Genomic DNA, 21,654 nt, shown 5'->3' on the forward strand with positions numbered 1-21,654 from the left:
GCGTCGGTCCTCGCTGTGCGTTGGGTGCGGGGCGGGGAGGGCGCGCATCAGCGCTCGACCGAACGGTTCCAGCGCTCGGTCCACTCAGTGCGATGCTCGTTGATGGTGCTCCAGTCCATCGCCGTGAGCTTCGCGATCTGGTCAGGACCGTAAGGCACGCGCGCGGCCACTTCCGGCGTGAGCTTGACGGTCTTGTTGACGGGGCCGAGGCCGATGTCCGCCGCCTGCTGCGCCTGTACCTGGGGGCTCAGCAGGAACTGGATGAACTGCTGCGAGAGCTGCGGCTGTGCGTTCTGCGCAATGGAGCACGCGGCCACCTGCAGCGCCACGCCGCCTTCCTTCGGGTAGATGAACTTGAGCGGGAAGCCGGTGTTCTGCAGCGCAACCGCGCGGCCGCTGCCATAAGGCGCGATGATCACGTCGCCGGACTGCATGAGGCCGTCCATTTCGCCGGGCGTGGGCGCCCACGAAAGCACGTTGGGCGCGACCTGCTTCGTCATCGCCTTGAAGCCGGGGTCGATGTCTTTCTCGCCGCCGCCGTTCAGGCGCGCGAGCATCACGAGCGTATGCAGGCCGTAGGTGTTGGTGATGGGCGGCACGCCGAGCTTGCCCTTCACGCGCGCGTCTTCGAGCGACTTCCACGAATCGGGCGCGGGCAGGCCGAGCTTCTTGAACGCCTGTTCGTTATAGCCGATGCCGGTCGCGACCATCCCCACGCCCACCGCGGTCGGGCCAAGGTGCGCGAGCGGATAGAGGTCCTTCATGACCGGGGCGTCGTCGAGCCTGCCGCACAGGCCGAGTTGCATCGCCTGATACATCGGGCCGTCGTCCATCACGGCGACGTTGATCTGCTCGTGGCCCTTTTGCGCCTGGAGCTTGGCGAGCGTGTCGCTCGAATTGCCCGCTACGTAGACGATCTTGACGTCATGCGCCTTTTCGAACGCCGGGATGATCTTCTGACGATAGAGCTGCTCGTTGGAGCCGCCGACGTTGGCGACGTACAGCGTGGTTTCGGCCTGGGCGTGCGAGGCTGCAGCGAGCGAGCCGGCGACGGCGAGTGCGACGAATAACGCTTTGTGGGGGATGGTTGCACGACGGCGCATCGCGGCTTTCATGACGACGATCTCCATTCGAGTGTGGGGAACGGCGAACCGGACAGTGCGCCGATGCATCGCAGTCTGTGCCGGGCTGACCATATCGTCCAATACGAATAAAATGCCAACCTATACGGGAATGATATGGACCAGGGTTAGGCCCTGGCGCAAGGACCAGGCTCAAATCAGGGTTAAGCCCAGGAGAAGTCACCTTGAATCTGAAGCACGTCGAAGCGTTTCGCGCGGTGATGGTGTCGGGCTCGATGACGGCCGCGGCGAAGGCGCTCTTCACCTCACAGCCCAACGTGAGCCGCCTGATCGGGCAACTGGAGCGCGAGACCGGCCTCACGCTGTTTCAGCGTGTGGGCATCCGCCTGATTCCTACGAGCGAGGGCAATGCGTTTTTTCGCGAAGTCGAGCGCGCGTACGTGGGCCTGCAAGGCCTCAGCACCGCCGCCGCGCAAATCCGCAATCTCGGCAGCGGGCGTCTGCGCATTGCCGCCATGCCTTCCGCGGGGCTCACGCTCGTGCCGCATGCCATCGACAAGTTCCGCCGCCTCTTTCCGGGCGTGACGGTCTCGCTGCACGTGAACACATCAGGCACGGTGAACCACTGGACCGGTTCACAGTTCTGCGACCTGGGCGTGGCGGTGTACATCAGCGAAGCGTCGAACTGCGAGGTCGAACTGCTTTCGAAGGTGGCGGCCGTCTGCGTGATGCCGGCCTCGCACCCGCTCGCGAAAAAGGCCATGATCCGGCCTGCCGATCTGGAAGGAGAATCGTTCATCTCGCTGTGTCACGGCGACGGCACGCGCACGCAAATGGACGAAGTGTTCCAGCGTGCGGGCGTGGAGCGCGTGCTCGCCATCGAGGCGCAGTACACGGCGATCTGCTGCGAGATGGTCCGCTGCGGCATGGGCGTGACGCTCGCGCATCCCATCGTCGCGCGCGATTTCGCGGGGCCGGACATTGCGATCCGGCCGTTCTCGCCGGCGGTGCTGTTCCCCACGTACCTGCTGTTTCCGCCGAACCGGCCGCGCGAGCGTCTCGTGGCCGAATTCGTCGAGGTGCTGCGCGAACACCACGACGGTTTGATTGCGCAGATGAAAACCGCCGATCGCGAGCCCGCGCGCAAACGCGCGAAGAAAGCGGCGGCTTGAGGCGCGCGATCAGGCGTCGCTTTTCGCGCCGCGCTTTTTCTGCGCCGCGCGCTCCACGAGATGCTCGACCATACGCTGCGCCGCTGGCTGAAGCGTGTCGAACGCACGAAAGCAGACGATGAAACGCCGCCGCGCCCAGGCGTCGGTGAGGGGGATGGTTTGTACGTCCAGGATGCGCCGGTAGGTGTTGCTCACCTCCTGGGGCACGACGCTGATGCCGAGGTTGGCGGCCACCACGCGAAACGCCGCATCGAGCGTCGATACGACCGCGCGATAGGCGACCGTACGCCCGCTGCGCGCCGCCGACTGCCGCAGCATCGTATGCACGGCCGTGGAGGTCGGCAGGCCCACGTGCTCGTAATCGAGCGTCTCCTCGAAGGCGATGGTGCGGCGTTTCGCGAGCGGGTGTTCGGGATGCACGGCGAGCACCAGCCGGTCTTCGCGCCAGGGGCGCGATTGCAGTCCCCCGAGTTCCACGTTGTCCCAGCACACGCCTAGCGAGGCCGCGCCGTCGCGCACGCGCTCCACGAGTTCGTGCGAGGTGCGCTCTTCCACGTTCACGCGAATGTTCTGATACGCGGGCAGGCGCATGAACGACGCGAGATCGTCGAGCAGGGCCTCGGCGATCGCGGAGGCCGAGGCGCACACGCTCACGCTGCCCGAGAGGCCGCTGCCGAGCGCGGCGACGTCGCTGGCCGCGCGCTCGAGCGTGAAGATCACGCTGCGCGCGTGCTCGAGCAGCGCCAGGCCCGCCGCGGTGGGCTGCACGCCACGGCGCGAACGTGTGAGCAGCGGCACGCCGAATTCGCTTTCGAGCTGGGCGATGCGTTTGCTGATGGCGGAGGGCTCGATGTGCTCCTCGCGCGCCGCGCGCCCCATGTTTCCGTGCTCGCACACGCTCACGAGAAGGCGCAGGGTCTTGAGGTCGATGTCGTGCACGGTGTCTCCTGACTGCGTTTCCGTGTGTTTCCAGATTGGAATCTTGAAGCTTCCAAAATACCGCTTTATGTATTTTGCGGAATGCCTAAAGTTAGCACATCGCTGGAGACAAAACCGGAGACACCTTCATGCCCCCATTACCTCAGTGGGCCCGGACGCGCGCCGTCATACGCGAAGTCGGCCTGCGCGACGGCCTGCAGAGCATCCAGACGGTGCTGCCGACCGAACACAAGATCGAATGGATCCGTGCCGCGCACGAAGCCGGCCAGCGCGAGATCGAAGTGGGCTCGTTCGTGCCTGCACGCCTCCTGCCGCAACTCGCCGATACAGCGGAACTCGTCGCTTACGCAAAGACGCTGCCGGACCTCTTCGTCTCGGTGCTGGTGCCGAACCTGAAAGGCGCCGAGCGCGCGCTGGAGGCGCAAGCGGACCTGCTGCTCGTGCCCCTTTCCGCGAGTGAGGCGCATAGCCTCGCGAATCTGCGCAAGACGCCCGATGAAGTCGTGGCCGAAGTGGCGCGCATCCGCGCCGCGCGCGACGCGAGCGGCGCGAAGACGCTGATCGAAGGCGGCATCGGCACGGCGTTCGGCTGCACGCTGCAAGGGCGCGTCGAGCCAGCCGAGGTGCTGCGCTGCATGCAGGCGTTGCTCGACGCGGGCGCGGACCGCGTGAGTCTCGCCGACACCGTGGGCTACGCCAACCCCGCCGCCGTGCGCGAACTCTTCGAGGCCGCACGCGAGATTGCGGGCGAGCGGCTGTGCTGCGCGCACTTTCACGACACGCGCGGCCTCGCGCTCGCCAACGTCTACGCGGCGCTGGGGGCGGGCGTCACGCGCTTCGACGCTACGCTCGGCGGCATCGGCGGCTGTCCGCATGCGCCGGGCGCGAGCGGCAATGCGTCGAGCGAAGACCTCGCGTTCATGCTCGCCGACATGGGCATCGACACCGGCATCGACATCAAACGGCTGCTGGCGCTGCGCGCGCGCGTGGCCCAGTGGCTGGAGGGCGAAACGCTGCACGGCACGCTCTGGCGCGCCGGACTGCCGAAGACCTTTGGCGCAATCGCGCACCACGCCTGATTAGTTTGAGATACTTATGAATACGCAAAACCGTTTGCCGCTAGAGGGCGTGCGTGTCGTCGAATTCACGCACATGGTCATGGGCCCGACCTGCGGGATGATTCTCGCGGACCTGGGCGCCGAAGTCATCAAGATCGAACCGCCCGGCGGCGACAAGACGCGTAATTTGCCGGGCCTCGGCATCGGCTTTTTCCGCTCGTTCAACCGCAACAAGAAGAGCGTGGTGCTCGACTTCAACACCGAGTCGGGCCGTGCAGCGGCCGTCGAGTTGATCGGCGAGTGCGATGTGATGCTCGAAAACTTCCGGCCCGGCCTGATGGAAAAGCTCGGCCTCGATTACGCCACGCTCTCGCAGCGCTATCCGCGCCTCATTTACGTCTCGCACAAGGGCTTTTTGCCCGGCCCCTATGAAAAGCGTCTCGCGCTCGACGAAGTCGTGCAGATGATGGGCGGCCTTTCGTACATGACCGGGCCTGCGGGGCGGCCGCTGCGCGCCGGAACCTCGGTGAACGACATCATGGGCGGCATGTTCGGCGCGATCGGCGTGCTGGCCGCGCTGCGCGAGCGCGACGCGACCGGGCGCGGCCAGGAGGTGCAGAGCGCGTTGTTCGAGAACTGCGTGTTCCTGAGCGCGCAGCACATGCAGCAGTACGCCATGACGCACGAAGCGCCGCCGCCCATGCCTTCGCGCGTGTCGGCCTGGAGTGTGTACGACGTGTTCACGCTCGCCGAGGGCGAACAGCTTTTCATCGGCGCGGTGAGCGACAAGCAGTTCGTGACGCTGTGCGACGTGATCGGCTGTCCGCAGCTCGCCGACGAGCCGCACTTCGCGAACAACGCGCTGCGCGTGGCGGTGCGGCCCGAACTGCTCGAACGCCTCGGCGCCGTGCTCGCCACGCAGCAGGTGGCCGAACTCATGCCGCGTCTCGAAGCGGCCGGCATTCCGTACGCGCCGATCGTGCGCCCGGACCAGTTGCTCGACGATCCGCACCTGAAGGCGAGCGGCGGACTCGTGCCGATGCAGACCGACGACGGCGGCACGACCGAAGTCGTGCTGCTGCCGCTCATGATGGGCGGCCGCCGTCCCGGCGTGCGCCAGCCGCTGGCAAAGGTGGGTGAGCATACCGAAGCGGTGCTGGCGGCCCTGAAGTCACACGCAGCGCCCTGAGCCGAGGGTAGACAAAATAACAGCAGCACGTTCGCGGTTCCCTCGCTGGTCTGCCATACGGTTGCGCGTGCCACGAGCCATCAGAAGCTCGCACGCGCCGCGCGCTCGCGGACCGGCGTTCACAAGAATGACGCCCGGCGAGGCGTCGTCACGGAGACAAGCATGCAACGAACCCTCGGCGCGGACGCCCCGCTCGACGCCGTCACGGCCCCACCCGCAGGCAATCGCGCAGCGGCAGCGCTTTCCGCGCGGCTCGACCGCCTGCCCGCCACGCGCCAGCTCTGGATGCTGGTCATGTTGATCTCGCTGGGCGGCTTCTTCGAGGTCTACGATCTCATCTTTACGGGCTATATCGCGCCGGGCATGGCAAAAAGCGGCATGCTGCAAACCACCACGCATGCATTCTTCGGCTTCAACGGCATCGGGGCCTTCGTGGCCGCGACCTTCGCGGGTCTGTTCATCGGCACATTCTGCCTCGGCTGGCTGCCCGACCGCTTCGGACGACGAAGCGTATTCACCTTCTCGTTGCTCTGGTATTCGGTGGGCTCGGTGGCGATGGCGTTTCAGCATACCTCGCAGGGGCTGATCCTGTGGCGCTTCATCACCGGCATCGGTGTGGGCATCGAGATCGTCACCATCGACAGCTATGTCACGGAAATGGTCCCGCAGCAGATGCGCGGGCGCGCCATGGCGCTGAATCAGGCGATCATGTTCGCCGCGGCGCCCATTTCGGCGTTGCTTTCGTGGTGGCTCGTGCCGCAGGCGCCGCTCGGTCTCGACGGCTGGCGCTGGGTCGTGCTCGCCGGCTCGCTCGGAGCGGCGATCGTGTGGTTCGTGCGCCGCGCCGTGCCGGAGAGTCCGCGCTGGCTCGTCACACACGGGCAAACCGGGGCGGCCGAACGGGTGATCGCGCAGATGGAGCAACGCGCCGTGCGCGAAAGCGGCAAGCTCCTGCCCGAGCCTTCGCCTACGCTCGTGCTGCCCGCGCACCGGCGCGCCTCGCTCGCGGAACTCTGGAAGCCGCCGTATCGGGCGCGCCTCATCATGCTGATCGCGTTCAACCTCTGCCAGGCCGTGGGCTATTACGGCTTCACGAACTGGGTGCCCACGCTCCTGATCGGGCAGGGCGTGACCGTCACGAAGAGCCTGCTCTACGCGGTCGTGATCGCCATTGCGCTGCCGTGCGGGCCGCTGCTCGCGATGCTCGTGGCCGATCGCATCGAGCGCAAGTGGCTCATCGTCAGCTCGGCGTTCGCGGTGATCGTGTTCGGGTTGATGTTCTCGCAGGCGCGCGGACCGCTCGCGCTGATTTCGCTCGGTGTCCTGATCAGCCTTGCGGGGCAGACCATATCCGTGTGCTATCACGCTTACCAGGCCGAGCTTTTCCCCACGGCAGTGCGTTGCAGCGCCAACGGTATCGTCTACTCCGCGAGCCGCGTGGGCGCAATGATGTCGGGCTTCATCATCGCCGCGTTGCTGCGCGACTTTGGCGTGAGCGGCGTGTTCGCCGGGATCACCGTGTGCATGCTCGCGGTGATGATTTCGATCGGCGGATTTGGACCGCGCACGAATGGCGTGCGGCTGGAAGAACTTTCGGCTTGAGTTGTCAGGGAAGGAGGCGTGCCGGCTGGCACGCCTGCGAAGGCAACGCTCAGGCTGCGGCGATCACGTCGATGCGCAGCGTCGGGCCGCCCGCCGCGATTTCGAGCAGACGATCGACGTTCGGATGTGCGCCCGGACGGTTGCGCGCGTCAGCGGTGTGCTCGGCGAACACGGCGAGGCCATGCTCGGCGGCGTTGGAGTCGAGCGTGCCGAAGGCTTCGCGCAGATAGTGGTAGACCGCGAGCGAGCCCTGCTTGCCGGGCATGTTTTCGATGCTCGCGGCGATGTTGCCCTGAGCGTCCACGAGATCGATGCGCTCGATGCCGTCGATGCCCGGCAGCAGTGCGAGATTGTCCTTGAAGGCGGCGCCCGGTTGAATTGCCTGAATCACTGAAAACACTCCGTTGGTTCAATAGATGGCTTTTGTGGAGCCGTATCTTAGCCGATCGGGGCGTTAGGCAGGTCGATCTAGTCGGCGGCGCCCGCTATTTCGCCCAGGCGAATGCGCGCGAGCAGGCGCGGGTCCTGGCACTGCGCGTACCCAGGGAGCCGGCTGCGGTGCGTCTCGTGGGCCTCGATCGGGCGATTAATGTGAGAGGTTTCTGTAAATATCGCAGTACCATTGCGGATTCGGAGACCCAGTCGCGCAAGAACGGTTGCCAACGCACTAGCGCTCACGCTCGCGATTGACGAGCCGCTCGACACGCATACGCCCGGGCGGCTCGAAATACGTTCCGAACCGGACCAGCCCGGCCTTTCTGAGATGGCAGACCATCGTGAAGCTCGCGAGGAGCCCGGGATCGGGCTTGTCGCTGATCTCGATGTCGATCGAACGCAGACGCGGCTCGAACTTGAGCAGCGTGTTCTCCATCTGGTTGCGCAAATCGTGGACTGACGCCGGCAGGTTCTTGTAGACGTCGGTCAGGTCCGGCAATCCAAAGTCGGGCACATGCTTGAGCGCACCCGCCCGAGTATTCAGGATTCGCCCGATGTTTGCCTGGATGCTCAGGATTTCGAGCGTGTTGTCATCGTGGTTTTCGAGTGCCTCGCCATTGATGTGGCCAAGCAGCATGTCGTAGAGGGACGGGCCTGTCGGCATGGTGAGGTCTCCGTTAGCCGGACGTGGTTTCGGTCGTGGCTGCGACCGGCTCGGCCTGATCCACGAAATCAATCGTGAGGCCGCCTTCAGCCGAACTCGACAGGACGATCTGCGCCGGCGATGTGCCGCTCGCCATGCGCGTGAGCAGTTCACGCGACACCGCCGGGAGTACGTGCTGGTTGAGGAAGGCATCGACGTTGCGTGCGCCAGAATCACGGGCAAGGCAAAGCTCGGCGATCGCATCAATCAGGGAATCGTGGCAAGCCAGTTCGACACCGTGCTGGCGATTCAGACGCCCGGCCACCTTGTCGAGCTTCAGCCGCACGACGGCGCCGAGTGCGATGGCGTCGAGCGGCTTGTACACCAGCGTCTGGAAACGCGCGAGCAGCGCCGGCTGGAAGTGGGCAACGAGCCGTGGACGGATGGCCTCGAGTAGCGCAGGTTGCGCGCTGTCCGGATGGTCGGCAGTCAACTCGTCGATCTGCGCACTGCCGAGGTTGGAGGTCATCAGGATCACGCAGTTGCGAAAATCAATCTCGCGTCCTTCGCCGTCACGCATCGCGCCTCGATCGAATACCTGGTAGAACAGGTCCAGCACGTCGCGATGGGCCTTTTCGACTTCGTCGAGCAGCACGACGCTGTACGGGCGTTGTCGCACGGCCTCCGTGAGCACACCGCCGCGGCCATAACCGACATAACCCGGCGGCGAGCCCTTGAGCTGCGAAACCGTGTGGGCTTCCTGATACTCTGACATGTTGATCGTGGTGAGCGCCGCCGCGCCGCCGAACAGCAGATCGGTCAATGCGAGTGCGGTCTCGGTCTTGCCCACACCGGAAGGACCCGCGAGCAAAAACACGCCGAGCGGTGCATGCTCGTTCTTTAATCCGACCTTGGCGGTACGCAGGCTTTCCGCGAGCGCGACAAGTGCGTCGTCCTGGGCGACGACCCGTTTCGCGAGCTGCGCCTCGAGCGTGAGAAGGCTCAGCAGTTCGTCCTCGACGAGACTCCCAACGGGCACGCCGGTCCATTCGGCGACCACGCGCGCAACTGCCTGGGCGTCCACGTCTGCGAAAATGAGGGGTGCCTTGCCCTGGATGCGCTGGAGCGCTTGCTGTGCCTGCGCGAGGGAGCCGGGCTCGCCACCCGATGCAGACGCTCGTTGTTCATGCAGTGCACGCACGGACGCAAGTTCCTGGTCATAGCGCTGCTGCAACGTCTCAAGCGCGGCCTGCGCCTCGACGAATGCCGCGCGAAGTTCCGCCTGACGCGTCTTCATCTCCGCGATGCCCGCCCGAGCGTCGTCTTCCACCGTCGAGCGTTCCAGCTCCAGCGCTGAGACGGCCGCGCGTGCGCGCTCCAGGTCGGCTGGGGGCGATTCGAGCCCCATCCGTACGCGTGCCGCAGCCGTGTCGATCAGGTCGACCGCCTTGTCCGGCAACTGGCGCGCCGGGAGGTAACGGCGCGACAGCTTGACTGCGGCCACGAGCGCTTCATCGCGAATGTGCACGTTGTGGTACTGCGCATAACGACTCTTGAGCCCGCGCAGCATCAGGCACGCTGCGTCGTCATCGGGCTCCTCCACCTTGATCAGCTGGAAGCGCCGCTCGAGCGCGGCGTCGCGCTCGAAGTATTCCTTGTATTCCGACCAGGTGGTGGCCGCGATCGTGCGCAACTCGCCGCGCGCGAGCGCGGGTTTGAGCAGGTTGGCCGCATCGGCGCCGCCGGCGGCATTGCCAGCGCCGATGAGCGTATGCGCCTCGTCGATGAAGAGCAGGATCGGCACGCTCGATGCCTGCACCTCGTCGATCACATTCTTCAGACGTTGCTCGAATTCGCCTTTCACGCCGGCACCCGCCTGGAGCAGGCCAAGGTCGAGCGTGAGGATACGCACGTCGCGGATCACATTGGGCACCGTGCCTTCGGCCACACGAAGCGCGAGGCCCTCGACGAGCGCTGTTTTTCCCACACCCGGCTCACCGACGAGGATGGGATTGTTCTTGCGCCGGCGCGCGAGCACGTCGACCATCTGCTGGATCTCGCGATCGCGGCCAAAGACCGGATCGATCTGGCCGTCGCGCGCCTTGCCGGTGATGTCGATCGCAAAGCGGGCGAGGGCGTCACCGTCGACGCTGCGTACGATCGCCGGCGTTGCGTTTGTCGGCTCCGCGAGATTCGCGCTACCGGCCGCTGGCGCCGTGGTGACAGCGGTCGTTTGCAGTTCTGGCCGTTCGGGCGGGTCTTCGCTCGTGCGCGATCCCAGACGAGGCAGCAGGCGCTGGATCTGCGCGCTGCTTACGGAGAGCAGCGGCCAGGTGGAGCGTGTGCGCAGCACGTGCGGCGCCTCGACGATGGCTTGCAGAACATGTCCCGAGCGGATCGTCGTTTCATGTGCATCGCGGGCGTTGAGCGCATGGGACCAGGCGTCCTGCAGGACGGCGGCCAGTTGCGGAGAGAGGCCCGGCCGGCCGCGCAGGTTGCGCGGGGTGTGCTCGATGGCGCCGAGTAACGCGTTCCATATGGGGTCCACGTCCAGATCGTAGTGGTCAAGGATAGCGGGAACATCGCCGTCGCCGGCTTCGAGCAGTTTGAGTAGCCAGTGCTCGACCGTGATTTCGTCAGCAAGCCGTGTCTGGCACAGACTTGCTGCTGCCTCGAGCGCCGCCGTGCAATGCGGATTGAGCCTGCGCAGAAGCTGGCTGATATCGCGGGAATGTGTGCTTCGATCGTTGTACAGGGTCATGTCGTGGCTGCCTGTGCGGGCGCAGAGGGCAAGGGGGCGGCCTCTGGAAGTGGCCGTCCGATGCAGCAAAAAGCACCAGTCCGCGTGCGCGGACTGGCGAAATGGGGGCCGTCATGCCGTGACGACCGCCGGACCAGCGTCGGGAAGCAAGGTTCAGGAGCGCTCGTTCCAGGTGTCCTTGTGGATGATGTTGCCGTCCTTGTAGGACCACGTGATGGTCTCGTAACGCAGCTCGACTTCCTCGAGGTGGTTGTGCTTTTCGTAGTCGGGGATCTTGATATCGAGCATCTTCGGCCGGACCGCCACGACCTTCACGTTTTCGAGCTTCGTGTTGAAGTATTCCTTCTCTTTGCCGGCGTCGTCGATCTTGTACCACTTGATCTCGGCCGACTTGAGCGTCTGGCCGCTCGTTACCGCCTTGTAGAGATACGGCGTCGACGCGTCGGTTTCCTTCACGAGCGTGATCGGCGCGTGCACGCGCGTGCCGGTCAGCTTGCCGGTGTTGCCATCGGTCGGAATGTGGAGGTCGTGGTTGAACTGCGTGATCTCGATGCTGCCCTCGCGCCCCTGAACAGTCACCGACCCCTTGATGTCAGCGCCACCATCGTCCTTGAGCCACATGTATGACGGGATTGCCATTGCTTAACTCCATTTTTTCGTACTACGAATTGCTCGGAAACAGTGACCGGGCCCGCGAAACCCGAAGCCTGGGCTTCGGGGGCAAACGCTCCCTACCTGGGCCCCGCTCCGGGCGCTACCGTTTGCGTGGCGGCAGCCGCCGGCGCGGTCTGCACCGCGTCAGGTACGAGGGTGATTTCTACACGTCGATTTTTCGCACGCCCGGCGTCCGTGTCGTTCTCCGCAAGTGGCCGGGTGTCACCGTAGCCCTGGATCGCGAATTGCGTCGCCGGGATGCCGGAGGCATCAACCAGCCAGTCGCGCACGGACTGGGCGCGCGCGGTTGAAAGCAGCAGATTGCTATCGGGCTTGCCGACGTTGTCGGTGTGGCCCGCCACGAGAATCCGCTTGTCCGGATGCGCCTTGATCAGCTCGAGCGCGTTGACCATGAACCGTGTCGAGCCGTCTTTGAGTTGGGCCTTGCCGCTGTCGAACAGCGACATGCTGTCAAGCGTAATAACCGTTGGCGGCGGCGGGGGCGGCTGATAGGAGGCAATCGCGTTGTTGAGCGCCGGGATTAGTTTCGCGCCGCGGTACAGTCCGAACGACAGATCGAGCGGGACACCCGTTCGTGCGTAGCGGTCGAGTTCGTCGCGATCATCCACCAGAGTCTTAAGCGCTTCGCGCCGTGCCACGTCGTGGTCGGCCGGAATCATCGAGTAACGCCCAAGATCGGCTTGAATACGCGAGAGCAGCGTTTGATTGTTTTTTCCGGCACAGTAAAACGCAATGCCGGCCGCGCACGCGAACATCGCAAGGGCATGGATCAGCGCCACGAGCCGGGGCGATCTCCAGTGCCGCACGGGCAGGGCCTCGATAAGCGGCTGCGGTAGTGGCCATGGCGCAGGTGACGCCGGCGCCGTGTTGCGCACCACGCTCGTCTGCATTTCCACATCCACGCTCCATGGGTTGCCTGCACGGCACGCGGGGCCGCAGTCGATCCAGCCGGCACCGAACAGCGCCAGGGGCATAGCCGGCTGCCGCGGGTCTGTAAGCGCGTGCAGCACGACGCGCTGTGTCCAGCCGATGAGCGACGCAAGTGCCGCGGCCCGCGTGGCCGCCACATTGCGGTTAGGCGCGCCCATGATCTCGTCTTCTGCGGCCCGTATCACGGTCTCGAATCGCTGCGCGTCAATCATGCGGGAGGCCGACGAAACACCGTGCCATTGCGGCCCGGCAAGCCCCGCGGCTTCGGTCGTCAGTCGCTGATAGACCGCGACATAGCCGGGAAGAACGCGCGCGCCGAGCAAGCGCGCGGCGTCGGCGAGTGCCTGACGTGCCGCGCGCAATGACTGGGTTAGAAGATCGACATCCGTATATCTTGCCGGCACAACCGAGATCACGACGCCATCGGGGGCGCGCCCGTCACGCCACTGCTTCACCGCGATGGCCAGACGCGCCAGTTCTTTGGGGCTGTCCACGCGTAGCCAGATTGCGCCTTCCCCGACATAGGTGAAACGCTCGCCTTCATTCCTGTTGAACAGTGCGGGCAGATCATCGCCCGTCACCAGCACGAGTGGCATTCGGGTACGGAGGTCGACGGGTATGCCGGCCGTTGCTTGCCCAAGTGCGGAAAGAACCTGCGCGCCCAGCCTGCGCGCGATGGCGATTCGCCGGGTATACATGACCACGAGCAGCATGGCGACAAGCACGACCGCGCCGGAGAACATCCACGCAAGCACCGGGCCGACTCGCGCCACGCACCAGACCAGGATGAGCGCCAGAGCCGTCCCAACAAGAACCTGCAGCCGGAACGGGTAGTCGAGTCCTTCGTGGCCGCGAAGCTGCGCATCGTTGGGGGCCGAAGTCAGCAGGGGCAGGTCTGACTTCACGGCTGCGCAACCTTTACCGACGGAATGTGTGTGACCTGCCCGTTGAGTGCGACGGCCCACGTACTCCAGATGATTGCGGCAACCATGCAGACGACGCGGCTATAACCCATGGCGAAAGCCGATGGAACCAGTCGGAAAGCGGGCGTCCCGCTCGGTCTGAGATAAACGACTGCGCCTCATGCGGTCGAAGCGTCTTCAGACGTGCGTTGAGCGCGCCCATGAGTTCGACGAGCTTGCTTTCCCCATCGAGCGCATAGCGCCCCCTAAAGCCCATGCCGAGGATCGCGGCGTAACCTTCGAGCAGGTCTGCATGCGGTGCCGCTTCTCGCAGGCGCGCCTCGATCCGGTCAATGACGAACTCGCCTGCGTCGTGCACCTTGAACCGCTCGACCTGAAACGGGTTGAGTGCCCACGCTGCCCGGCTGCCTTCAGGGAGATTCCGCAGCGCCGTTTCATCGATCAGGCCGCACTGCGCGAGCGAGACTTCGCGCTTGACGTCTTCGGGATAGCCGTATTGCGTGAGGGCGTCCGAGAACCTCTGGATCAGCTTGCGGCAGTCGTTGCGGAACTTCTCCGCATCCTTTACGGTTCCGTCGTCGCCGAGTGAGGTGACGAGCAGTCCGGTGTCACGCAGCAGGTCCCGGATGCCGGGTGTGCTCGCGCGGCCAAAGTCGGGCTCCGACGCGAGGCGCGCGGACGCGTCGTGGCGATCGTTCAGGACTTTCATGAGCGCAGCACCGCGTAAAGTTCAAGCGAGGCATCAGCGACCGACCCCGGCAGATAGATCTGGCAGGCTCTTGCAGCGAGCATCCTCTCGTATGCGGGACCGCTGGAGTCCAGCGAAAAATACTGGTTGTCCAGTCGCACGGGGATGGCGCCGGGCACGCGTTGGACCGCCTTGAGCGGAATGCCAGGCAATGCAGAATTGACGATGTGTTCGACATCATCCGGTGCGCCGATCTTGCACAGACGCGGAAACTGTTCGACCAGATCGAATGCAGTCATGCGCGCGTTGACAGACAGGTACCAGTCGGACACACCATCGACGATGCGCTCGTCAAGGAACTGTCCAGCCCATGTCGTCGGGGTTTTGCGCGTGAGACCAATTGGGATCACGCGGGACGGAATGATTGCATCGAGCAGGTCCCGGATCATCGATTCCAGCTTTGCGAACACATCGTCGGCATAGGCGTGGTCCCACACGGGAATGTCGGCAAGCTGCACGGCGGTGGAGAATGTCGTCAGGGCGCTGACCAGTTGGGCGAGCGTGATATAAAGCTGCTCAGGTGGCCGCGCGGGATGTGACAGGAAGAGCCGTATTTGCGGCCACGCCGTATGGATGCAGTGCAGCAGCCAGAACAGCTGCACGTCGGCAACGCCGTATTCGGTAACCTGCTCGACGCGTTCGCTGCGACGCGCGCCAAGTACGAGACTCTTTGCCTGCAGGATGTCCGCGAGGCGGTTGAGTCGCTCCATGTGCAGCGGATGACTGCCCAGCGTGAGACACGGCGGCACAAAGCGGTGATCGACCTGGAACTGGCCGTTCGCTGCGCGCGTGAGGCGCGCAATAGCGCAGACAGTGTCATCGGCATGCGGCTCGAAATCGAAGAGCAGGCGCAGCGCATGGCGCTCGATTGCGATCTCGGTCTCGGCTGTGCCATTCAGATCCACGACCTTCACGAACTCGCGATAGGAGCGTCGCGGCCGCGCGAGCGCGGTTTCGTCAAAACGACAGTTGTTGCCATTGGCGTCGGGCAGCGCGAGCGCGGCATAGACGATCAAGCTCTGGCGGTCCGCCGGAATACCCTGCGTCAGATCGCGTCCTCCGGGTGTCGCGTCGCTGACTGTCGAGTCGAAAGGGGTACCGTCGGGCAGGCGCAGCTTGAGTTGCTCGAGTTTCAGCCGGCCCGTCTTGAGCGCTTCTTCATCCACGACGACACCCAGCGTGCCCCACGGCTCGGCAAAAGCCGCGGCCACGAACTGCTGTACGGCGAATTCGGTCGCGCGCTCCATCTGCTGGAAGTGTTGCTGCGAAAGGATCAGGCCGTCGTGCCAGAGAGGTTTATGGATACGCATAGGCGATGGTCTCTTGTGGTTCGTACTTTTCTTCTTTCATTACGGTGACTTCAATCGAGGAAGTCGAACGGCTTTATACAAGGTAAACCGGAGTTTGTATCGAATTGGATTTGAGTTCTGACAAACGTTAACAACTCGCATAAAAATAATATGCTGATCGCGTATCTCGATATTTGTTTCTGAAAAATAACATGATGGATGTCAATCTCGAATGTTGATATTGATTGTTTTGGTTATCGTGAAATATTCAAGAATCTGATTCAAAAATTTAACAATTGAGTATTTAGAGATAAGGTCGAAAAGAAATTCCAATTGACGTCATGTGCATAATCAGATTTAATGGGCCGTCGCAAACAGGTCGCACGAATGGAGACCACGCCATGGGGTGCCTTCGGTACTAGATCCCTACGAGCATGCATGTGGCGAAGGACCGCGCATGCAGCGCGCGACACCGCATCGCGACCGTCCAGTTCTGCGCAATCGTGAACATTAATTAATTAGGCATACTATGGATAGCTTTCAGAGAGAAATCCCAAAAAGCCGCGTATCGATTACCCTGGATCTTCACACGGGCGGAGCCCGGAAGAAAGTTGAACTGCCGCTCAAGTTGCTTGTTGCCGCTAATTTTAGCGCGGGCGCGGAAAATGCACCGCTCGCCGCCAGAAAGAAGGTCAACATCGATAAAAACAATTTCGATGCCGTGCTCGGCGATTATGCGCCGAATTTGAAGTTTGGCGTTGAAAATACGCTGGCTGGAGATGGCGGCGAATTGCCCATGAACCTCTCGTTCCGTTCATTGAAGGACTTCGATCCGGAGCAGGTGGCCCGACAGATTCCCGAACTCCAGGCGCTGCTCGCCATGCGCAACCTGCTGCGCGACCTCAAATCGAATCTGCTGGATAACGGGACATTCCGCCGCGAATTCGAGAAGGTCCTGAAGGACAAGCGTCTGTCCGACAAACTGCGCGGCGAACTGGCGCAACTCGCGACGGCTGCGACCCAGCCAGAAGGGCATGCCTGAGCGGCGCCGCGCCAAGGCGGCATTCACCGCTTTTCGCAATCAGCTTGTGTTTCAAACGCAGACAGGAACCGCAATGAGCCAGAACAAAGCCGCCACGGGTGCAACCGAGACCGTTGTGCTCGATGGAGACAGCGTGTACGCCGCGCTGTGTAGCAGGATCAATCTCAAACCCGTCGCCGAGGCACGCCCGCTCGAAGCGTTCCGCGACGGCGACACGCTTTCCGAAGCCTCGGCCGACGAGCGCATCGCGCGCGGCATGGGCGCGTTTCTCGAACTGGTGGCGAAGTCGAGCCAGCCGGTCGATCGCCTCGACAAGTCGCTGCTCGACTTCCATATCGGGCAGCTCGATCGCCAGATCAGTCGCCAGCTTGATGCGGTGATGCACGCGCCCGAATTCCAGGCGCTCGAAGGTCGCTGGCGCGGCGTGAAGATGCTGGTCTCGCGCACCGACTTCCGCCGCAATGCACGCATCGAACTGCTCGACGTCTCCAAAGAGGCGCTGCAACGCGATTTCGAGGACGCGTCCGAACTCATCCAGAGCGGCCTCTATCGCCTCACGTACATTGAGGAATACGACACGCCTGGCGGCCAGCCAGTGAGCGCGATGATCAGCGACTTCGAGTTCGATAACTCGCCGCAGGACATCGCCCTGCTGCGCAACGTCTCGAAGGTCGCGGCGGCTGCCCACATGCCGTTCATAGGCTCGGTGGGCCCCGCGTTCTTCGGCAAGAAGACGATGGAAGAAGTCGCTGCCATCCAGGACATCGGCAACTACTTCGACCGCGCCGAGTACATCAAGTGGAAGAGCTTCCGCGACACCGATGACGCCCGCTACGTAGGCTTGACCATGCCGCGCGTGCTCGGCCGCCTGCCGTACGGCAAGGATACGGTGCCGGTGCGCGCCTTCAACTATGAAGAAGCGGTGAAGGGCCCGGATCACAACCGGTATCTCTGGGTGAACGCTTCCTTCGCGTTTGCAGCCAACATGACGCGCAGCTTCGTGAACAACGGCTGGTGTGTCCAGATCCGCGGTCCGCAGGCGGGCGGCAAGGTCGAAGACCTGCCGGTCCATCTGTATGACCTCGGGACCGGCGCCCAGCCGAAAATTCCCACCGAGGTGCTCATTCCGGAAACGCGTGAGTTCGAGTTCGCGAACCTGGGTTTCATCCCGCTGTCGTTCTACAAGAACCACGACTTCGCCTGCTTCTTCTCGGCGAACTCGGCGCAAAAGCCAGCGCTCTACGAAACAAAAGAAGCGACTGCCAACAGCCGCATCAACTCGCGCCTGCCGTACATCTTCCTGCTATCGCGCATTGCGCACTACCTGAAGCTCATCCAGCGCGAAAACATCGGGACGACGAAGGATCGCCGGCTGCTCGAGCTGGAGCTGAACAACTGGATCAAGGGTCTGGTGACCGAGATGAAGGACCCGGGCGACGAACTGCAGGCGTCGCACCCGCTGCGTGAGGCAAAGGTCACGGTCGAGGACATCGAGGACAACCCGGGGTTCTTCCGCATCAAGCTTTTCATCATCCCGCACTTTCAGGTCGAGGGCATGGACATCGGCCTGTCGCTGGTGTCGCAGATGCCGAAGGCCAAGAGTTGATCTGACGTTTCAAGTAGTCGCTGCCGGGGCGCGCCGGGCGCCCCGGCAGTTTTTTGCCGTCATTGTGTATCCGGGAGAGATTCGATGTCGATGGTCATGCCTCTGCAGGCTTATGAATTGAAGCTGGCGCCGCATCCCGCGCCGTTCTCGATCCTGAAATTCGCTGGCGAGGATAAGGTCAGCCGGTTGTACTGGTACGAGATTCAATTCACGAGCCCGACGGCGGGTATTCCGATGGACCAGGTGCTGGGGCGCCCGGCCAGATTCATGATCGATCCCGTTGATCCGAACCTCGGGGACCTTCACCGGATGTACGGAGAGAATGCGGATAATTTTAGCAAGAAGCCGCCGGTGTACACCATTCACGGCATCATCACGAAGTTCGACGAGCTTGAGACGTCCGCCGATGAAACGCGTTACCGCGTGCGCCTCGAACCGAAGCTGGCTGACCTCAATCGCGGCGTGACGAGTCGTTTGTTCCAGAAGCAGTCAGTCGAGGAGGTCATTACCGCTACGCTGCGTCACTATGGGTATCGGGCGGGTGTCGACTTTGTGTTCAAGCTGCGGGGCCAATACAAGCGGCACGAGTACGTCACCCAGTACCACGAGACCACATTCGCGTTTATCCAGCGCATCTGCGCGGAAGAGGGCATCTGGTTTCGCTGGGAGCAGAGAAAAGATTACGCCGTCGTGGTGTTCGGCGACGATCTCGACGCGTATTCGCGCAAGCAGCGTACGGTGCCTTATCGTCGCCATTCGGGCCTTGCAAATGTCGGGGCTGACTCGATCAAGACGCTCACGCGCCGTACCCACCGCGTGCCGGAAGCAGTGCGGCTGCATGACTACAACCACCGCCAGGCCGATGTATCGCTGCTGGTCGAGGAAAACGCGGCACGCGGCGACACGACGACGAACGCGGTCGACTATCACTGGGGCGAACACTATGAAACGCCCGAGGAAGGTCAGCGCATCGCGCGTTTGCGTCATGAGGCGCATCTCGCCGGCCAGGTGATCTTCACGGGGATGGGCAATCCATTCTGGCTGGAGGCCGGTGAAGTCATGAAGGTCGACCCGGTTCAGGTTGACGCAAAACATGGGATCTTCATCACATCGGTGCGCTCGCACGGCGCGCGCAATAAGTCGTATCGGGTGACGTTCGAGGGCATTCCGTCAGACCGCGTCTGGCGGACCTCGATGACTGACGTCAAACCAAAGGTCATCACGGGCATTCTCCCGGCCCGCATTACGTCGCCCGGAGATTACAAATACTCGTACTTGACCGAGCAAGGCTGGTATGTCATCAAGCTGCCGTTCGACCTGGACGAGTGGAGCCCCGGCGGCACAAGCCGGCCTGTGCGCCTTGCCAAGCCGTATAGCGGCGACAACTATGGTCATCACTTCCCGTTGATCGATTCGGCGGAGGTCGCGCTGGAGTTCACGGCGGGCGATCCTAATCGTCCGATCATCATCGGCGCGATGCACGATAGTTTGCATCCTGATCTCGTCAATAACCTCAACAACACCCGAAACCTCATCCGCACGGCCGCGCAGAACGAATTGCGGATGGAGGACAAGGAAGGTATTGAGCATATCCACCTGACCACGCCGTTTCAGACCAGCGAATTGAATCTCGGGCATATGGTTGATGGGGATCGCAAGGAGCGGGGGCGGGGCGCGGAGCTGCGATCGGACGGCCATGTAGCGGTCCGAGGTGCAAAGGGACTGCTCCTGTCGGCAGATAAAAAGCTCGATGCGCAGGGTAAGCAACTCGACATGCAGCCAGCCAAGGAGTTGCTCGATCGCGCTTTGGAGCAAATGCAGGTTCTCGCCGAGGCAGCAAGAGCTGCAAATGCGGTTGCAGCAGACTATGAAGCACAAAAAGCGCTGCTGAACGGAACGCTAGACGATTTGCGGCAGGCCGGAATACTTGCAAGTGCACCAGATGGCATGGGCCTGACCTCAGGAACCCACCTGCAGATGAGTGCGGCTGGAAATTTGATTGCAACCGCCGGCGGTAATGTGGACATCGGAGCAAAAAATCATTTTGCGGTAGCGGCTGGTGATTCGGTGTCTCTGCTCGCGTTGAACGATGGCTTCAAAGTTCTGGCCGCCAAGGGGAAGGGCGAAATAATGGCGCATAGCGACGAAATGCTAGTCGCTGCTCTGAAGGATCTCGCTGTAGCAAGCACGAACGGGCGGCTTGTTCTCTCGGCCAAAAAGGAAGTGTGGATCGGCGCCGGAGGATCCTACATCCGCATTTCCGCAGGCGGTATTGAAAATGGCACCCCGGGAAGCATTCTCGAGAAATGCGCCTCGTGGAACAAGTCAGGCGCTGAAAGTATGCAACCCGTTCTCCCCCTCCTGCCGAAATCGGTGTGCATTCCGTGCCTTCTTGCTGAATACAATCAAGGCGCATTGTTGGGTAACAAATGAATATAGAACTGCTTTCCAACGCCGTGCATGAATTCCAGCGTGCCAATTCTGAGCTCCTGGCGTGCGCACTTGTCTATGGGGTTGGGCAGCCGGCACTGTACGCAGAACTCACCCAGTGGTTTGGACCGGAAGTGGCGGACTCACGTCTCGCATTGATCTTTGATGCGAGACGCGAGACTGGAAACGACCAATACGGTCCATTTCTGGTGCGACTTTCTCAGGGAACCGAGCATCCGTCGAGATCGCTCGAAAGACTCGCAGAATGCTGTCTCGGTGATTTCAGAAGTGTCTCATTTCTTTTCTCCTCTCTCGAGTTCGAGCCACTCGCCGACGCACTGCGCGAGCGCCTTGATGTTGTCTTTGAAGACCATAGCGAATGGCATTTGAAGTATTTTGATACGCGGTCACTCGACGTTCTGGATAGAGCTCTCTCCGATGAGCAGCGAACGCCGTTTTTCGCGATGACCCGAGAATGGTGGTTCCTTGACAGAAATCTTCAATTGCGACGCGTTGAGGGCAGTTCAGGAGAAGTCGATCGCTATCGCGCGCCGTTGAGCTTGAGTGAGCAGCAGGCGAAGGCTTTCATTGATGCGAGCTTACCGGATTCAGTGCTTTACACACTTCGTTTGACCGATAGCGACCTTTTAGACGAATTCGATTCCGCAACCCGATATCGAATTTGCGAGCGATCCTTGGTTGATGCGAGCGAAGATGAGAAGAACAGCACACTCCTGTTGGCAAACCGTGTGCGAGCCTCACTGACGAGAGCTATGGGTGATTCAAGTGATGACTCTGCCTGATGGGGACGGTCATGCAGTATGGGTAGCGTATGGTAACTACGCCCATTTTGGTCGACGCGAGGCGAATAGATGATGACAATTTCAACGAGAATTAAGCAAATCACTGTCTTACTTTGCGAATTGTCAGCGGTGCCATTGATGGGATGCAAAAGAGAGCCATACATGCTCGGCGTATTCGGATATGACTATACTGATCGAGCAATTGCGTACTTCTCCCCAAGGATCCCAGCTATCTTGAGATTCACTTCTATCCGGATGGGCACATTGAAGGTGCCATTTCTGGGCGTGATGGACCTTCGCCGGCTCGGTTGAAGCTTGAGAGACGAC

17 protein-coding genes are annotated in these 21,654 nt (G+C 62.5%); 8 read left to right on the top strand and 9 right to left on the bottom strand.

Annotated features, from left to right (window positions below; all coding sequences use genetic code 11):
- Window positions 1-47: 47 nt before the first annotated feature.
- Entirely contained in the window at window positions 48-1,115 is a 1,068-nt protein-coding gene (locus tag AB4Y42_RS07800; protein ID WP_368693833.1) for an ABC transporter substrate-binding protein, read from the bottom strand.
- A 191-nt stretch (window positions 1,116-1,306) separates the two neighbouring features.
- On the opposite strand from AB4Y42_RS07800, the gene AB4Y42_RS07805 reads away from it, so the two are divergent.
- Window positions 1,307-2,254: a LysR substrate-binding domain-containing protein gene (locus tag AB4Y42_RS07805; RefSeq protein WP_368690996.1), complete on the top strand. Its 948-nt coding sequence runs from the start codon at window positions 1,307-1,309 to the stop codon at window positions 2,252-2,254.
- Between the two features lie 9 nt (window positions 2,255-2,263).
- On the opposite strand, the gene AB4Y42_RS07810 is transcribed toward AB4Y42_RS07805, so the two are convergent.
- Window positions 2,264-3,193: a LysR family transcriptional regulator gene (locus AB4Y42_RS07810; RefSeq protein ID WP_368690995.1), complete on the bottom strand. Its 930-nt coding sequence runs from the start codon at window positions 3,191-3,193 to the stop codon at window positions 2,264-2,266.
- Between the two features lie 128 nt (window positions 3,194-3,321).
- On the opposite strand from AB4Y42_RS07810, the gene AB4Y42_RS07815 reads away from it, so the two are divergent.
- From AB4Y42_RS07815 to AB4Y42_RS07825, 3 genes are all read left to right on the top strand, one after another.
- Window positions 3,322-4,272: a hydroxymethylglutaryl-CoA lyase gene (locus AB4Y42_RS07815; protein ID WP_368691416.1), complete on the top strand. Its 951-nt coding sequence runs from the start codon at window positions 3,322-3,324 to the stop codon at window positions 4,270-4,272.
- A gap of 16 nt (window positions 4,273-4,288) precedes the next feature.
- Window positions 4,289-5,440, top strand: coding sequence for a CaiB/BaiF CoA transferase family protein (locus AB4Y42_RS07820; RefSeq protein ID WP_368693834.1), 1,152 nt, complete (start codon window positions 4,289-4,291; stop codon window positions 5,438-5,440).
- A 162-nt stretch (window positions 5,441-5,602) separates the two neighbouring features.
- Window positions 5,603-7,042, top strand: a complete 1,440-nt coding sequence (locus tag AB4Y42_RS07825; RefSeq protein ID WP_368693835.1) for an MFS transporter — start codon at window positions 5,603-5,605, stop codon at window positions 7,040-7,042.
- A 49-nt stretch (window positions 7,043-7,091) separates the two neighbouring features.
- Here AB4Y42_RS07825 and AB4Y42_RS07830 read toward each other — a convergent pair whose 3' ends face one another.
- The 7 genes from AB4Y42_RS07830 to tssK form a co-directional block, all read right to left on the bottom strand.
- Window positions 7,092-7,430 (bottom strand): DUF2322 family protein, encoded by a 339-nt coding sequence (locus AB4Y42_RS07830; protein ID WP_368691421.1) that lies wholly within the window; start codon window positions 7,428-7,430, stop codon window positions 7,092-7,094.
- Between the two features lie 279 nt (window positions 7,431-7,709).
- Entirely contained in the window at window positions 7,710-8,141 is a 432-nt protein-coding gene (tssE, locus tag AB4Y42_RS07835) for a type VI secretion system baseplate subunit TssE (protein ID WP_368693836.1), read from the bottom strand.
- A gap of 13 nt (window positions 8,142-8,154) precedes the next feature.
- Window positions 8,155-10,881 carry a type VI secretion system ATPase TssH gene (gene tssH / locus AB4Y42_RS07840; RefSeq protein ID WP_368693837.1) on the bottom strand — a complete coding sequence of 909 codons (2,727 nt, stop codon included), beginning with the start codon at window positions 10,879-10,881 and terminating at the stop codon, window positions 8,155-8,157.
- 153 nt (window positions 10,882-11,034) lie between these two features.
- Window positions 11,035-11,520 (bottom strand): Hcp family type VI secretion system effector, encoded by a 486-nt coding sequence (locus AB4Y42_RS07845; RefSeq protein ID WP_266229202.1) that lies wholly within the window; start codon window positions 11,518-11,520, stop codon window positions 11,035-11,037.
- A gap of 92 nt (window positions 11,521-11,612) precedes the next feature.
- Window positions 11,613-13,391 (bottom strand): OmpA family protein, encoded by a 1,779-nt coding sequence (locus tag AB4Y42_RS07850; protein ID WP_368693838.1) that lies wholly within the window; start codon window positions 13,389-13,391, stop codon window positions 11,613-11,615.
- Window positions 13,392-13,404: 13 nt separating this feature from the next.
- The gene (locus AB4Y42_RS07855) at window positions 13,405-14,118 is read right to left on the bottom strand and encodes a DotU family type IV/VI secretion system protein (protein ID WP_368693839.1); all 714 of its coding nucleotides are present in this window, start codon (window positions 14,116-14,118) and stop codon (window positions 13,405-13,407) included.
- A complete protein-coding gene (tssK, locus tag AB4Y42_RS07860; protein WP_368693840.1) occupies window positions 14,115-15,467 on the bottom strand; it encodes a type VI secretion system baseplate subunit TssK in 1,353 nt (450 codons plus the stop codon). The genes AB4Y42_RS07855 and tssK overlap by 4 nt, the downstream gene beginning before the upstream one ends.
- A gap of 508 nt (window positions 15,468-15,975) precedes the next feature.
- Between tssK and tssB the strand changes: the two genes are divergently transcribed.
- From tssB to AB4Y42_RS07880, 4 genes are all read left to right on the top strand, one after another.
- The gene (gene tssB, locus AB4Y42_RS07865; RefSeq protein WP_368693841.1) at window positions 15,976-16,488 is read left to right on the top strand and encodes a type VI secretion system contractile sheath small subunit; all 513 of its coding nucleotides are present in this window, start codon (window positions 15,976-15,978) and stop codon (window positions 16,486-16,488) included.
- 73 nt (window positions 16,489-16,561) lie between these two features.
- Window positions 16,562-18,094, top strand: coding sequence for a type VI secretion system contractile sheath large subunit (gene tssC, locus AB4Y42_RS07870; protein ID WP_368693842.1), 1,533 nt, complete (start codon window positions 16,562-16,564; stop codon window positions 18,092-18,094).
- A gap of 84 nt (window positions 18,095-18,178) precedes the next feature.
- Window positions 18,179-20,527, top strand: coding sequence for a type VI secretion system Vgr family protein (locus AB4Y42_RS07875; protein WP_368693843.1), 2,349 nt, complete (start codon window positions 18,179-18,181; stop codon window positions 20,525-20,527).
- Window positions 20,524-21,327, top strand: a complete 804-nt coding sequence (locus AB4Y42_RS07880; RefSeq protein WP_368693844.1) for a DUF4123 domain-containing protein — start codon at window positions 20,524-20,526, stop codon at window positions 21,325-21,327. Before AB4Y42_RS07875 ends, AB4Y42_RS07880 begins: the two co-directional genes overlap by 4 nt.
- The last annotated feature ends 327 nt before the right edge of the window (window positions 21,328-21,654 follow it).

This window comes from Paraburkholderia sp. EG286B, from assembly GCF_040965655.1.
Classification (GTDB): domain Bacteria; phylum Pseudomonadota; class Gammaproteobacteria; order Burkholderiales; family Burkholderiaceae; genus Paraburkholderia.